Origin of the sequence: Pseudomonas sp. CFSAN084952, from assembly GCF_009648855.1 — a bacterium.
Taxonomy (GTDB): Bacteria; Pseudomonadota; Gammaproteobacteria; order Pseudomonadales; family Pseudomonadaceae; genus Aquipseudomonas; species Aquipseudomonas paracarnis.
In genome coordinates, this window is the sequence record NZ_CP045767.1 from 4,563,230 (window position 1) to 4,578,851 (window position 15,622).

11 protein-coding genes are annotated in these 15,622 nt (G+C 55.8%); 9 read left to right on the forward strand and 2 right to left on the reverse strand.

Annotated features, from left to right (window positions below):
• Window positions 1-91 precede the first annotated feature (91 nt).
• From GH769_RS20740 to GH769_RS20755, 4 genes are all read left to right on the forward strand, one after another.
• Entirely contained in the window at window positions 92-970 is an 879-nt protein-coding gene (locus GH769_RS20740; RefSeq protein ID WP_153649886.1) for a hypothetical protein, read from the forward strand.
• 489 nt (window positions 971-1,459) lie between these two features.
• The gene (gene hsdR, locus GH769_RS20745; RefSeq protein ID WP_153649887.1) at window positions 1,460-3,826 is read left to right on the forward strand and encodes an EcoAI/FtnUII family type I restriction enzme subunit R; all 2,367 of its coding nucleotides are present in this window, start codon (window positions 1,460-1,462) and stop codon (window positions 3,824-3,826) included.
• 87 nt (window positions 3,827-3,913) lie between these two features.
• Entirely contained in the window at window positions 3,914-5,383 is a 1,470-nt protein-coding gene (locus GH769_RS20750) for a class I SAM-dependent DNA methyltransferase (RefSeq protein WP_153649888.1), read from the forward strand.
• Window positions 5,380-7,719 carry a restriction endonuclease subunit S gene (locus tag GH769_RS20755; RefSeq protein ID WP_153649889.1) on the forward strand — a complete coding sequence of 780 codons (2,340 nt, stop codon included), beginning with the start codon at window positions 5,380-5,382 and terminating at the stop codon, window positions 7,717-7,719. The genes GH769_RS20750 and GH769_RS20755 overlap by 4 nt, the downstream gene beginning before the upstream one ends.
• A gap of 427 nt (window positions 7,720-8,146) precedes the next feature.
• Here GH769_RS20755 and GH769_RS20760 read toward each other — a convergent pair whose 3' ends face one another.
• Window positions 8,147-8,950, reverse strand: a complete 804-nt coding sequence (locus GH769_RS20760; RefSeq protein WP_032904179.1) for an HNH endonuclease — start codon at window positions 8,948-8,950, stop codon at window positions 8,147-8,149.
• Between the two features lie 381 nt (window positions 8,951-9,331).
• Here GH769_RS20760 and GH769_RS20765 point away from each other — a divergent pair, with 381 nt between their 5' ends.
• From GH769_RS20765 to GH769_RS20780, 4 genes are all read left to right on the forward strand, one after another.
• Window positions 9,332-9,850, forward strand: coding sequence for a cysteine hydrolase family protein (locus GH769_RS20765; RefSeq protein ID WP_032904178.1), 519 nt, complete (start codon window positions 9,332-9,334; stop codon window positions 9,848-9,850).
• Between the two features lie 343 nt (window positions 9,851-10,193).
• Window positions 10,194-10,448, forward strand: a complete 255-nt coding sequence (locus GH769_RS20770) for a DUF6124 family protein (protein WP_014719993.1) — start codon at window positions 10,194-10,196, stop codon at window positions 10,446-10,448.
• 106 nt (window positions 10,449-10,554) lie between these two features.
• Window positions 10,555-11,580, forward strand: coding sequence for a hypothetical protein (locus tag GH769_RS20775; RefSeq protein WP_032904177.1), 1,026 nt, complete (start codon window positions 10,555-10,557; stop codon window positions 11,578-11,580).
• Window positions 11,581-11,696: 116 nt separating this feature from the next.
• Window positions 11,697-13,130, forward strand: coding sequence for a glycosyltransferase family 39 protein (locus GH769_RS20780; RefSeq protein WP_032904176.1), 1,434 nt, complete (start codon window positions 11,697-11,699; stop codon window positions 13,128-13,130).
• 15 nt (window positions 13,131-13,145) lie between these two features.
• Here GH769_RS20780 and GH769_RS20785 read toward each other — a convergent pair whose 3' ends face one another.
• A complete protein-coding gene (locus GH769_RS20785) occupies window positions 13,146-13,634 on the reverse strand; it encodes a TIGR00645 family protein (RefSeq protein WP_014719996.1) in 489 nt (162 codons plus the stop codon).
• A 162-nt stretch (window positions 13,635-13,796) separates the two neighbouring features.
• Here GH769_RS20785 and GH769_RS20790 point away from each other — a divergent pair, with 162 nt between their 5' ends.
• Window positions 13,797-15,620, forward strand: a complete 1,824-nt coding sequence (locus GH769_RS20790; protein WP_081036858.1) for a hypothetical protein — start codon at window positions 13,797-13,799, stop codon at window positions 15,618-15,620.
• Window positions 15,621-15,622: the final 2 nt, after the last annotated feature.

Genomic DNA, 15,622 nt, shown 5'->3' on the forward strand with positions numbered 1-15,622 from the left:
AATCACTACAGAGTTCTCACATGGCGCCGCATGGGATTTTTCTTAAAACAATTTTTTACCTATACAACAAACTATATCTAAGGAATTTCTTTTGAAAAACCCTCTAATCAGTGAGGCAACTAAGTTTTCACTCGGCGATCTCTCAACCCCCTACAAAGCTTCCGGCTTTTGGGGTTGGGCTTTTTCGAACATGTCTGTGCCTATGCTGCGTGGAGTATTGATCGAGTACATCCTAGTTCAACACTTCATTGAAAACATTGATCAAATCGTTGGCGAAACGGTGCGAACCTTAACCACCTGGCATCCGCGCAAAGGTGATCTCGAAAAAAGCATTCGCGAGCACTATGAGAGCCAACCTCACGGTGATGTGTTTGACCTTCAGCTAACTTGGGGCACAACGTGTGAATTTAAAACCACTAGAGCGCCCAAAACCTGGAGTATAAGTAAGACAACTTATTGGAACCCTCTGAAAGATGCAAACTGCTGGACTTATGGCTTTCCGGCACAGATTTATATTTTGGCAGTACTTGAGAGTGAAGCAAAACTGAGAGGTGACGTGCTCGATTTGGGAGCACTAAATTTCTATATCCGGACTGGCCGCGAGCTGGACAAGAGTGTGGGGGACCGGCCTAGTGCGCGATTCTCCGATTTTTCAGAGGGAGAACCTCTTGTCTGCACATTTGATGAACTCATCGAGAAAATTGCCGAAGTTCAGAAAAATCGGCTGACCGAAATTTTGGAACAGATAGAACCCGGATGGAAGCTTGATCATAGCGCGTACAAAAATACCTATCCGCTAGCTGTAGAACTTCCCGAAGGCGTTCAGGCAGGGTTTTACGAACAAGATACAAAAGAGCTAGTTGAAATAATCGATGTTCCCTGGCGTCCTAACACGACACCAGACTGGCGAGATTGGGAGCAAGCGGGTTTCCAATATGTGCATATGCTAAGCGCAAAAAATTCGAGGTAGTCACTCTTTTCCTTAACAATATCCCTATTGAAGATGTTTGCTTATGGCTGAAACACTAGCTCCCAGCGCATTCGTTCATACCCCAATGTTTAGTGATGGACGGCATACCGGTGCTAGCTCATAAGACAGGCCACACGCTGAGCCAGACTTGTAGCCAACTCCTGAGTGCCTGCCTTCACCGCCTGTTAAATAGACGCCGGTATGGGGCGGATAGCGACGACCTGGCCTCAACCGTTGCTTATCCAAGCCAAATATCGGCCTGCTCGGCCATCTCAAGGGCATCGTCTACGTCAATTCCCATATACCTGAAAGGCACCGTTTCTGCGCGCGGCAATTACGCGGACGGAGCAAACCGACGCACCTAAAGATTAGAAACGTACTCTTTGCGGGCGTACTACGCGGCGTGTCAGCCCAGCGTGCCAATACTGGCAGCATGCCTCCAGCCCGATCTGGTAAAGTCCACGGCACGCCATAGGGACATAGCCAGCCATGGACAAGAAATCACTTTCCGAGCGGGACATCTGCAGCAAGTACATCGCCCCAGCCGTTCAGCAAGCTGGATGGGACATGCACAAGCAGGTGCGCGAGGAAGTCAGCTTTACCAAAGGCCGCATTATCGTCCGGGGCAAACTTCACAGCCGTGGCGAAGCACGCCGTGCAGACTTCATCCTCTACCACCAGGCCAACCTGCCTATCGCTGTAATCGAGGCGAAGGACAACAAGCACTCCGTTGGCTCCGGGATGCAGCAAGCTCTCGGCTATGCAGAGGCGCTGGACGTACCGTTTGTGTTCTCCAGCAATGGCGATGGTTTTCTGTTTCATGACCGCAGTGGCACAGGCAGCCAGGTAGAAACCGAACTTACCCTTGATCAATTCCCCAGCCCTGCCGAACTTTGGCACCGCTACTGTCAGTGGAAGGGGCTGGATGCAACAGCCCAACACAAGATCGAAGCGCCCTACTACGACGACGGCTCCGGGCGCATGCCACGCTATTACCAGATGAATGCCATCAACCGCACCGTCGAGGCTGTGGCGCGCAATCAAGACCGTATCCTGCTGGTGATGGCTACGGGCACCGGCAAGACCTACACAGCCTTCCAAATCATCTGGCGGCTGTGGAAATCGAAACAGAAGAAACGCATCCTGTTTCTGGCCGACCGCAACATCCTGGTCGACCAGACCAAGAACAATGACTTCAAGCCCTTCGGCCAGGCGATGACCAAAATCGCCAAACGCCAGATCGATACCTCCTACGAAATCTACCTGTCGCTCTATCAGGCCGTCACCGGCACTGATGAAGAGATGAACATCTACAAGCAGTTCTCCCGCGACTTCTTCGACCTGATCGTGATCGACGAATGCCACCGTGGCAGCGCCGCCGAGGATTCAGCCTGGCGTGAAATCCTCGACTACTTCTCCAGCGCCACCCATGTCGGCCTTACCGCCACACCGAAGGAGACCAAAGAGGTATCCAGCATCACCTACTTCGGTGAACCGATTTACAGCTACACCTTGAAGCAAGGCATCGAAGACGGCTTCCTCGCCCCCTACAAAGTGGTGCGTATCGACTTCGATAAAGACCTGCAAGGCTGGCGGCCACCCAAAGGCATGCTCGATAAGAATGGCGAGCTGATCGAAGACCGCATCTACAACCTCAAGGACATGGACCGCACCCTGGTTATAGAGGCGCGCACCCAACTTGTGGCGCAGAAAGTCACCGAACTCCTCAAGGCCACCGATCCATTTCAAAAAACCATCGTCTTCTGCGACGACATCAACCACGCCGAGCGCATGCGCCAAGCCCTGGTCAACCTCAACCCTGAGCGCGTGGCCGAGAATCGCAAATATGTCATGCGCATCACCGGCGATGACCAGGAAGGCAAAGCCGAACTGGATAACTTCATCAACCCGGAAGAGCGCTACCCGGTGATTGCCACCACCAGCAAGCTGATGACCACTGGCGTCGATGCTCAGACCTGCAAGCTGATTGTGCTCGACCAGCACATCAAATCGATGACCGAGTTCAAGCAAATCATCGGTCGCGGCACTCGCATCAACGAGGACTACGGCAAGTACTGGTTCACCATCATGGACTTCAAAAAGGCCACCGAGCTGTTTGCCGACCCGGCCTTCGACGGCGACCCAGTGGTGATCTACGCCCCAGAAGGCGATGACTCCCCCGTACCGCCGGATGACCCACTAGCCGATGAAGATGGCATCAGCGCAGGCAACGATAACGAGGGCGATGACCTGGAATTCACCGGCGAGGATGAAGGCAAAAAACGCATCAAGTACGTCATCGACAACGTCCCGATTTATGTCATCGCCGAGCGTGTGCAGTATTACGGCCCTGATGGCCGACTGATCACCGAATCACTGCACGACTACACCCGCAGCTGCGTGCAAAAGCAGTTCGCCTCGCTGGATGACTTCCTCCGGCGCTGGAGTGATGCCGAGCAAAAGAAAGTCATCATCGAGGAAATGGCCCTCCAAGGTGTGATGTGGGAAGCCTTGGCCGAAGAGGTGGAAAAGAAACAGGGCAAACCGCTCGATCCGTTCGACCTGATCTGCCACGTCGCCTTCGATCAGCCTGCCCTATCACGCCGCGAGCGAGCCGAGCAGGTGAAAAAGCGCAACTATTTCGCCAAGTATTCTGGCGCAGCACGCCAGGTGCTGGAGGCGTTGCTGGATAAATACGCCGATACCGGCATCGAGCATATCGAGGACATTAAAATCCTGCAGCTTGACCCTTTCAGCCAGTTCGGCGCACCCATCGAGCTAGTCAAAGCCTTTGGCGGCAAGGCTGGCTACAACAAGGCTATCCACGAGCTGGAAGACGAACTTTACGCAAGCTAAGGGCTAAGCGCCGACGACATGCCAAAGCAGTCATTCGCGCTATCCGGTAGAATTTGCCCCCCTTGCGGTACGCGTTGAGAGAACTTCATGTCCATTAGCTCCACCATCAAGTCCATCCAAGACATCATGCGCAAAGACGTTGGCGTAGACGGTGACGCCCAGCGCATCGGCCAATTGGTATGGCTGCTGTTCCTGAAGATCTTCGATGACCGCGAGCTGGAATGGGAACTGATGGACGACAACTACCGCTCGCCCATTCCCGATAGTTGCCGCTGGCGTACCTGGGCTGCCGATCCGGAAGGCATGACCGGTGATGCGCTGAAGGAGTTTATCGACAACAACCTATTCCCCCAGTTGCAGAACCTGCACGAGTACAGCAACACTCCGTCAGCCTTTGTGGTGCGCAGCGTGTTTGAAGATGCGTACAACTACATGAAGTCCGGGCAACTGCTGCGCCAGGTAATCAACAAGATTCAGGAAGGGGTGGACTTCAACAAGGCTCAGGAGCGCCATGAGTTCGGCAATCTCTATGAGCAACTGCTGCGAGACCTACAGAACGCGGGTAACGCTGGCGAGTTTTACACCCCGCGCCCAGTCACCGAATTTATGGTGCGCATGGCCGATCCGAAGTTGGACGAAAAGGTTATGGACCCGGCCTGCGGCACTGGTGGCTTTCTGACCTGCGCCATCGAACACAAACGCAGCCGCTATGTAAAAACCGCCGAAGACGAACGCACGCTGCAGGCCAGCATTTTTGGCGTGGAGAAAAAGCCGCTACCGCACCTGCTGGCCACCACTAACATGATCCTGCACGGCATCGAGGTGCCCAACCAGATTCGCCACGACAACACCCTGAGCAAACCGCTGATCAGCTGGGGGCCGAGTGAGCGCGTGCACTGCATCGTTGCCAACCCGCCGTTCGGCGGCATGGAAGAAGATGGCATCGAAACCAACTTCCCTGCTGCCTTCCGCACTCGCGAAACCGCCGACCTGTTTTTGGTGCTGATCATGCAGTTACTCAAAGACGGTGGCCGCGCCGCAGTGGTACTGCCCGATGGCTTTCTGTTTGGCGAAGGCATCAAAAGCCGCATCAAGGAAAAGCTGCTCACCGAGTGCAACCTGCACACCATCGTTCGCCTGCCCAACGGCGTGTTCAACCCCTACACCGGCATCAAGACCAACTTGCTGTTTTTCACCAAAGGCACACCCACCAAACAGGTGTGGTTCTACGAACACCAATACCCGGCCGGCGTTAAGAACTACTCCAAGACGCGCCCCATGCGCATCGAAGAATTCGCCGTAGAGGAAGCCTGGTGGGGCCACGAAGCCGATGGCTTTGCCGCACGGGTGGAGAACGAATTCGCCTGGCCGGTGAGCATCGAAAAACTGCAGGCGCGCAACTGGAACCTGGACTGCAAAAATCCGCATATCGGCGAGCAGATCAGCCATGACCCGGACGAGCTGCTGCGCAACTACGCCACGCTGCAAGGTGAAATCAGCGACCTGCGCGACCAGCTCAGGACGGTGTTGGCAGAAGCTCTGGAGCGCCAGGCATGACCGCTCTGCTGACTGATAATCTTCCGCTATTGACGGGGGCGCCTAATGGCATCCAGAAACTGCGTGAGTTGATTCTGGAGTTGGCTGTGCGCGGGAAGTTAGTACCTCATGATGCCAGTGATGAACCAGCCAGTGAGTTGCTCAAGCGCATTGCGGCGGAAAAGACGCAGTTGGTGGCGGAGGGAAAGCTAAAAAAGCAGAAGGCGTTAGCTGATGTTTCAGAAAGTGAAAAGCCTTTTGCACTTCCAGTTGGGTGGACCTGGGAATTTTGGGACACGATAGCCTTAAAGATTGGCGATATAGACCACAAGATGCCGAATACTACATCCGAAGGAGTACCCTTTGTTTCCCCGCGTGACTTTTATCCCGGTAATGTAATTAATTTCGATGGTGCCAAACGCGTATCAGTTGAGGACTTTGAACGTCTATCGGCAAAGATCAAGGCAGAGCGAGGAGACCTGATCTATCCGCGGTATGGAACAATCGGCGAAAACATTCTTGTGGACGTTGAACGCGACTTTCTCGTCTCCTACTCATGTGCAGTAATCAAGGTTGCGCATGGATTCATTGATCCGATTTACCAGTTCTATGTTTCCATGTCTGGCTGCATTCGCAAACAAGCAAAAGCTGCTGAAAATAGGACAACTCAAGCAAACGTCGGAATCAAGAGTATTCAGCAATATTTGTTTCCGATCCCCCCTCTTGCCGAACAACACCGCATCGTCGCCAAAGTCGATGAGCTGATGGCATTGTGCGACCACCTAGAAACTCAGCAAGCCGATGCCGAAAGCGCCCATGCACGACTGGTGCAAGCGCTTCTCGATAGCCTGAGCCAAGCCAGCGACGCCAACGAATTTGCCACCAACTGGCAACGCCTGGCCGAACACTTCCACACCCTGTTCACCACCGCCCCCAGCATCGAAGCCCTGAAACAAACTCTGCTGCAACTGGCCGTGATGGGCAAACTAGTGCCGCAAGATCCCCGCGATGAGCCGGCCAGTGAGCTACTCAAACGCATTGCCGAAGAAAAAGAGCGTCTCATCTCCGAAGAGGGTCTTCGGACGACAGCAAGAGAAGATGTCCCAAAGACCGAACACTACTTCACGTTGCATGCCGGTTGGGCGTCCTGCCGGCTTGGTAACCTTGCTCGATTCATTGACTACCGGGGCAGAACACCTACAAAAACGTCATCTGGCGTACCGCTCATTACTGCCAAAAATGTGCGCCCAGCATTTATCAGCAGAGAGCCTCAAGAGTTCATTGCCGATACGGATTACCTGTCTTGGATGACAAGAGGCTTTCCTCGGGTTGGAGACATGCTTTTCACAACTGAAGCCCCAATGGGTAACGTGGCAATAATTGATATTGCCGAGCGGTTTGCACTGGCTCAGCGCGTGATTTGTTTTCAACTTCATGAGCTGGGCACTGGCCCGTTCTTGAAGTTGGCAATGATGTCCTCTGGCTTTCAGGCTCAGCTTTCAGATGCAGCCACTGGAATGACAGCTACTGGTATCAAGTCCTCTCGTCTCAAAGAAATACCAGTCCCAATTCCTCCAATCGCCGAACAACACCGCATCGTTGCCAAAGTCGATCAGCTAATGGCCCTCTGCGACCAACTAAAAACCAGCCTAACTCAGGCCCGTCAGCTCAACGAACAGCTAGCCAGCACCCTGGTCGAGCAAGCCCTCGCCGAAGATGACCAGCAGGCTCCCGTTGCCCCGGATCAAAAAGCCGCTCGCACCCTGCTCGCCGCCGAAGCCACTCACAGGCTTCACGCCCAGCGCACCTTTGGCCAGCGCAAACTGCAGAAGGTGATTTACCTGGCCGAGCATGCAGCCAGGCTCGCTACGATTCAGGGCAGTTACTTACGCAACGTGGCCGGCCCCCATGATCGCCAACTGATGAACCAGGCCGAAGCGGAGTTACAAAATAACCAGTGGTATGAGCGCATCGAGCGCGAAACTGTTGGCCATGCCTACCGCCCACTCCCCCAGGCAGGGCAACATCGCCAGGCGTACAACAGCACCTGGTCGGTCACTGAGCGAGCCACCATTGAGCAAGTTATTGAAATGATGCGGGACTGGGATACGGATCGCTGCGAAATGACCGTAACCCTCTACGCCGCCTGGAATGACTTTATCCTCGAAGGCCGCCCGGTTTCCGATGAAGCCATCGTGGGCGAAGTCATGCATAGCTGGAACGACACCAAGCTGCGCTTTGGCAAAACCCAATGGTTGGCGGTACTCGCAGAGATGAAAAAACACAAAATCCTGATGCCAACTGGCTTTGGCAAGCGCACCAAGGGCGGCATGCTCAGCTTGCCCGGTTTCGAGTAAACAGATGATCCTTTTGGCCGTCCTATGCAAGATACGGAAACGAAGCATATTGCTCATTCCAACTTCTAGCGGTATTCCAATCGGTATTCCAAAGAAATGTAAAAACTCACATTAATAAATTAAATCAAATACCTAGAAATCCGATTCAACTTACCCCGGCCCACCAATGAACGAAAAAAGATGGCTATGCACGTCTTCTTTTTGACTGAAGGCCAGTAAATACGGAAAAAAACCTCGTCTCCTTCTTCCAGTTCCAGTCCCATTTTCCAGGGGGATGAAAGGCTGCTACCTATACTGCTCCGATCAGGAGACCGCGTAATACCTTGAGAGCCAACTTGCCGGGTACAGTAACGGCTAATGGGCCCGCCGGTAGGATGTCACTATCCAGGGTTCAGCCTCACAACCGTAGGCTGAACACAGTAGAAAACTAAGGCTCGATTACCCATCGCCCGCGCAACATACCTCTCAGTTCATCAACGCTCAGCGTCATCTCCCGCTTGCGATGGACCACGGCGTGACAGTTGGCGCACAACGTAACGAGGTCAGTCTCAGGATTCACGGCTTTCTCACCACCAAAGTCCGAAATCGGCACTATATGGTGAACGTGAATGAACCCCTTCGCGTGCTCGCCGTACGCCTTTTCAAAATCAAAGCCACATGCCTTGCAGTCAAGCCCGTGGATAGCAATGGCTTTCACCCTTAGATCTTTCCGGCGTTCGTAACGGGTTCCAAAGTAACTTGATTTGCTGCCTTCATTGGCCGATTCAAAGGTCAATGGATCGCCTTCGATATTTGGTGTGCCCTGGTCAGCCTGGGAAGACAGGAGCTTCGCATGACTTAGGATTGCATCGTAATCCAGTTGGGAAATGGACCGAACTCCGTCACGCCAATAGTTGCTCACGCGAGTAGCGGGGATCGTCTCCAGGTACGCTCCGTTAATTTTCGAGGGGATAGCGCCTTCAAACGGAGTGAAGTTTTCGATCAAAGCAAAAAGGTCCCCCTTATCACTCCTCGGGTCTGCGTAGACCTTGCCGATGCGTGCCATACCAAAATAATGTGGATCGGCGCTGAGGCGGGCAGAAGCAAAGGTTTTGTACTGGATGCGTCCTTTGTAATAGATCACTTCGGTTCCTTCAGCGAGCCAGGCTTGGTACCGCTTGGGGAAGTGATAGACAGCACCGGTCTCGTCTTGCCATTGCGATGTGTCGTTTTCAACGATGACTGCGGGCATTCCATTTCCTCTCGACTGATGGCAAAAGCCTACCAAAAATGAGGAAACTTCTTACAAAAGATTCCAGCTCAACTTTTTAAGATTCTTATTCTTTATATAAATTAATAAGGTGAGAAAGCTTTTCAGCTTCCCCCGGAATCAACAAAAAAGACGTCCAAAGACGTCTTTTTTGTACCTGGCATTCCATCAACCACAATGCTAGTGTCACCCCATGACTGCCTATTGCCTGACCTCGACAACCACCACCACGACCGCATCAAGCGGAGCGTGCGAGGTGTCGTGAGCCAATAACCAACGAACACTTCAAAGGCCCGCCAGCGATGGAAAGGGCCTTTTTTTTATGCCCTTGTGTCGCTGGTTCACACGCAAGGAGATGCACCCATGTACGCCCTGTTGATACTCGATATCCAAGTCGGACTCGTCCACGGCCCGGAAAAACCCTGGCGCTGCGACGAGCTGTTGGAAACGCTCAACACCCTGATGGACAAGGCCCGCAGCGCAGGCGCGCCGATTTTTCTCGCGCGTCATATCGGGCCCGCAGGCTCGCCAATCGAATCGGGCAGCCCGCTTACGCTGATTGCAGAGGAACTGAAGTTGCTGGGTGGGGAAGTGGTGTTCGAAAAGCGTCGTCCTAACGCTTTTGCAATGACTGACCTAGCTGACCATCTGCGCTCCAGCGGCGCCACCGGCGTGGTAGTTACCGGGATGAAAACGCAGTACTGCGTCGACAGCACCTGCCGTGCCGCGCGTGATCTTGGCTTCGATGCGGTGCTTATCGCCGACGGTCATACCTGTTCTGACACGCCCTTGATGAAAGCCGAGGCCGTCGTGGCTCATCACAATGCCACGCTCAACGGGCCGTTCTGCCAGTTGGTTCAGGCTGAGGACTGGAGCTTTTAACAGAGCCTGACGACGGGGGACGCCAACAGGGCCGAGCTTCGGAATTTTCCCGCAAGTTGCCGCGCTGTTGGTGAACTGGCGCAGCCCCCTTCACAACGCTAACTTCTTCGCGTCGCTGATGATCAGCGTCCGGCTTTGACAGGCCGAAAAGTGTAACCTTTCACACCCCGTGATAAGGCGGCATGCTTGCGCATTCCGCTCCGTTCATGGCGGCTGTGCGTGGGGCATCTTCGGGTGCGCCGGGTTCCTACACTTCCGGTCTGTCAACCCGCGTACAGCTGCCACCCAACCCTGTTTGACAGCAGGGGGGAGGCAGCTCCTTAAACAGTGTGGGAGCTTCATCATGAAAAAAATCACCCCCAATCCCCCAACCACCCTCTTCACCCTCGCCGAAAACATCCACCCCGAAACCCTGCTAATCCAAGCCAGCGAAACCCTCGCTTCCCTCAACGCCATGACCACCGACCTGGCTTTCGAACTTGAAGGCGCGCACCGCCACAAGTTGCTGGCCGCCCAACAATTGATCGTTCTGGGTGAGCTACTGGTAGAACGAGTCTTGAACACCCAACCATTCACTACCCAGACGCCACAACCCTAAAACACGCAAACGGGCGAGCTGCCTCACCTCATCTCGCCCGCTGGCATCCCCTCACACTTCCCATTACCCTGACGGCCTTTATCAGACAACCGGAAGTCAGATACCCGTGCTCAAGCCCTTCGCCGTCATCGCCCTCACCGTCATGCCCTTACTCACCACCGCCGCCGAGTTGGCCGGGGTTTGGCAAGGCACCTTGGGCAAATCCGCTATCACCGTCTGTTTCAACGGCGCCGATGGTGAGCATGGCAGTTATTACTACCAGCGCATCCGTACCCCGATTCAACTGACCCAGGCCAACGACAACGCGCCTTGGGTGGAGGAAGGAAACACCGGTTTCTGGGCCCTGCAAAAACCTCAGGGCGATACTCTTTCTGGTGCTTGGAGCAAAACCGATGGCGGCACGCCGCTGCCACTGACCCTGCGCCGCATTGGCACGGACGGCTGCGGTAGCGATGCCTATAACGCGCCCATGGAAGCCGCGCCGCTGCCGATCAAGACTGAGAAGAAGACTTTCCACAACCACACCTACCAGCTCAAGACCCAAGGCCCCCGCGTCACGCTCAAGCTGGAGGGCGATGGCCCGGCGGTGCAGAAGATCAACCAGCAACTCGCCGCGTTGGCCGTCAATGACGAAGATCTAACCGACTATTTTTATGAACGGCGTGAATACCTGGGTCGAAACGGTTCGGTCTATACCAGTGAGATCGAGGTTGAGCCTGCCTATTGGTCATCGCAATTTCTCACCGTGCGGTTCTACCGCTGGGCCGCGGGCCAAGGCGCCATGGGCATCAGTTGGGGCCTGCACTCCTGGAACCTGCAAACCGGCGAGAGTGTGGACCCATGGACTTGGCTCGGCGGCCATCAGCAATGGCATGACGCCTATTCCGGCCATTTGAAGCTGCCGGCCGCCTTCAGCACTTGGCTGGCCAAGCAAACCACCACCGACGAGGGCTGCCCGGCGATCACCGATTATTCCAACTTTCACCTCAGCTTCAACACCCAGGGCCTGCAACTCTCGACACCGGCCAATGGTGACGGTTGCGACAACGACTTGGCCTTCACCTGGGAGCAGTTGGAGCCGGTGCTGACCGCACAAGGCAAAGCGGCAGTGCCCAGCTTGAAACTGCCTTGACGCGCCGGAGAAAAACCCCGCGGCCGTTCACCAAAGGTTAAGAATCGCGCTCGTATACTCCCTGACTACCCATGACCGGTCGCCCGATCGGTCTCATGCCTCGGTAGCCAGACTCCATGACGCGCCCCGCTCCCCTGCTGCTCTTGCTTGCTGCTCTGTTGTTCTTTTTCGCCCTCGGCAACCACGAGTTGCAAGGCTCTACCGAAGCCAGGGTGTCCGGGATCGCCATGGCGATGCACCTGGACAATGACTGGGTGGTGCCGCGCCTGTTTCGTGAACCCTTCTTGGAAAAACCGCCCCTGAGCCTATGGCTGGATGCCGGGGCGATTCGTTTGTTTGGCGCTAGCACCGGGGCGGTGCGCCTGGCCTCAGCGTTTGCCGGGTTGTTCAGTGTGATGCTGTTGTACGGGATGCTGCGGCGATTTGGGCGGCCGCAGACGCTGGCGTTCAGCGCTGCGCTGATCCTGGCGACCATGGCCAGTTATTGGGGCAATGTGCGGGGTGTGGGTGAGGATTCGTTGCTCAGCCTCGGTGTCACCGCGGCCCTGCTGGGGTTTTACCAGGCGGTACGGCCCGAGCGCGAAGGTTCGAGTACCTGGGCCTGGGCGTTGTTTACCGCCGGGATGGTCATCGCTACGTTGAGCAAGGGTGTGTTGGGCCTGGCGATGCCGGGCACTGTGATTTTCGTGTACCTGTTCAGCACCAGCCTGATGGATAAACGCCTGCGGCTGGGCGATTGGCTCAAGCCGGCGCTGTTCACGCTGTTGGCGTTGGTGCCGCTGCTGATCTGGCTGGGGTTTCTGTTTCAGCGCGGTGGGATGCAGGCGGTGGGTGAGGTGTTATGGACCAATAGCGTCGGGCGCTTCAGTGGTTCGTTCGTCGAGGCCGGGCATTACGAACCTTTCTACTATTACCTCGCGAAACTGCCCGAGGCCTTCCTGCCCTGGAACATCCTGGTGTACCTGGGCCTGTGGCACTTCCGCAAAAGCCTGGTACGCAACCGCTACCGCCTGTTTTTCAGTGTGTGGCTGGTGGCGCAGTTCACCCTGCTGACCCTGGCTTCCAGTAAACGCACCGTGTATTTGATGGCGCTGACGCCAGCCGCGGCTGTACTGGCTGCCGAATATGCGCGGGTGCTGCTGGAGTGGGCCAAAGACCATAAGCCGGGGCTGTACCGCTATCACCGGCAGATCATCGGCGGGGTTTTCAGCCTGGCCATCGCCTGCTACCTGAGCGCAGCGTTCTGGTTTGCACCCAAAGCCGATGTGCGCCATTCATTCGTACCCGTGATCAGCCAGATCCAGACCCTGCAAGACGAAGGCAGGACGGTGGCGATGTACCAACCCAACGAGCGCATCGACGGCGCCAGCGTGTTCTACCTACAGGCCTACTTGCCAATCCTGAACACCGAAGCCGAACTGCGTACCTTCCTCAGCGCCAAGCCCGGCAACGTTGCGTTGACGGACCACACCGACCGGCTGAAAGCGCCGGTTACGGTGATCAAGCAAATGGCGGTCAACCGCCAGCCTTATTACTTCGTGGAGCAATAAGGCCGGCGCGGAGCATCAGTGCTTGGTGAGTTTGTCCAGGTAGCCCATGGCAAACGCTGAGACCACGAACGTCATGTGGATGATCACGTACCACATCAGGTGCTGTGGATCGACGTTCTTGGCGTCCATGAAGATGCGCAGCAGGTGGATGGAGGAAATCGCCACGATGGAGGCCGCCACTTTCATCTTCAGCGACGAAGAGTCCATGGTGCCCAGCCAGTTGAGCTTTTCCTTGTTTTCGTCGATATCCAGCTGCGAGACGAAGTTCTCGTAGCCGGAAATCATCACCATCACCAGCAAGCCGCCGACCAGGGCCATGTCGATCAACGACAGCAGCAGCAGGATCACTTCGGCTTCCAACATGGTGAAGATGTTGGGAATCACGTGAATGATTTCCTGGAAGAATTTCAGCGCCAGGACCAGCAAGCCCAGGGACAGGCCCAGGTAGATCGGCGCCAGCAGCCAACGCGAGGCGTACATTGTATTTTCGATAAAGCGTTCCATTGAATCTCACACAGCTTGGCTAAAAATGGCGCCGAGTATACCAGCCGCCACCTAGCCCCTGTCACCGCGAGAAAACTGACCCAAGTGGCATCTGTAAGAGAATTTTTCTGCTAGTGTCGAGGCCATTCACTCGGCTCGATGATGTCGGACAGGAAAACTCAGATGATGGATGTGCGATCCCCTTTGGCCGCTCTCGGCCTGTGCGCGGCGTTGCTGATGGCCAGCGGCTGCTCCCCCAAAGAAGAGCAGAAGCAGGCGACCCTCGAAGAGAAAACCACGAAGTTCGAACAGTCCCTGGACAGTATTCAGGACCCCAAGCTGCGCGATGCCATCGCCGACCTTGGCGGCTCGCTGCTGTTGCTGGAACGTGCGCGCGCCAAGCTCGCCAGCAAGCCCATCGAAGCCGAATACGGCGAAGACAGCCTGGCCCTGCTCAAGCATTACCCTACGCCCCAAGCACTGGTGGACACCTACATCAATGGCCTGTTCGTCCTGCGCAAAACCTCGCACTCCGACTACCTGACGGATTTGCAGCCGGTCTTCCCGTTCAACTTCAATGCGCCGGACCAGTTCCCCTTCCCCCATGGTCTGGAATGGCAGTCGGTCACCCTGAGCAACAATAAAGTCATTCCCTTCCAGCCGGAATGGTCAGAAACCGACCCCGGCATCCAACTGAGCCCCAGCAGCTCCAACCTGACCAACCCCGACGACCTGACGGTGACCTACCCGTTTATTGAAGGGATCGAGACGGAAAACAAGAGCCAGCCACAACCCATCAGCCTCAAGGGCGCGGTGGAGGTGATCACCCCGGGCAAGGTGCTGACGTTCGACCTGACCAAACAAGACGTGGGCCATAAACGCACCGACGGCAACATCACCCTCAACCTGCTGACGCTGGAAAAGAACTACGCCGAGATCGAACTGACCAACAGCCAGCCCCTGGCCGCCGAAGTCGGCGATGCGTCACCCAACCCGCTGCTGGTGCAGGCACGGGACAGCACCGGGCAGTTTCTGACCCGCTCAGGCTCGATCAACGAGAGTGCCGCGCAAGTGGCGTTCTATGAAAAACAACTGGCCGAGATGCAAAAACAGACCGCGTGGTCCGATGCCTTCGATAAACAGCTCACCGACGCGCAAAAAGCCTTCGAGCGCCAGCAGACCAGCCATTACGCCAAGGTGTATTTCAACGGGCTGATCGATAACCTGCAGGTGAATGTGCTGGATTTCTCCAAGGCCACGCTCACCCGTAAAGACCTGGACCTGCCGGTGATGCGCTTTGACAGGAACAGCCTGCAAAAGACCGTACAGCCCCTGCCAATGCCGGTCACGGTGTATGACGACGGCGCCGCCAGTTGGCTCAAGGATGCCTCGATGACGGAGGACCAACTGAAAAACAGCGTCACCATCAGCCAATCGACCGAAGACGCCAGTGCCGCAAAAATCGTGTTCGACCACCCGTTCACCTTCAATGACGACCTGGTCGGTGCCGAGCGCAACAACAGTGACGCGCCTATCACCTTCTTCACCGCCGACGACAAGGGCGAGCGCGGCGAGCCTATCGAGCTGCCGACCGAGGCTTTCGAGCTGAACGCCGTCAGCGGCACGCTCACCTACGACCTCAACCTGTTCCCGGAAACACCGGCGTTTGTGGTGGGCTCGGTACCGTTGTTTTTGGCCACCATCGAGAAGGCCACGATTGACGCCGCCAAGCTGCCCAAGGGCCTGTCGCTCAAGGACAACGCGCTGATCGTCGACCAGAAGGACTTCCCCGCCGACAGCTGGCGCTTCTACGCCAAGGATGCCAGCGGCAATTACCTCAAGGAGATCCTCGGCGTCAGCCACCGCGCCGAGGAATACGGCACGGCGATGTTTGACGTGCATTACTTCTACGGCCAGCCGACCACGCTGGAAAGTTACCAGCGCACCGACCTCAGCACCGTGCAGTACGGCTTTGAGGTCAAGCTGGACAAGCCTGAGAGCAAATAGCC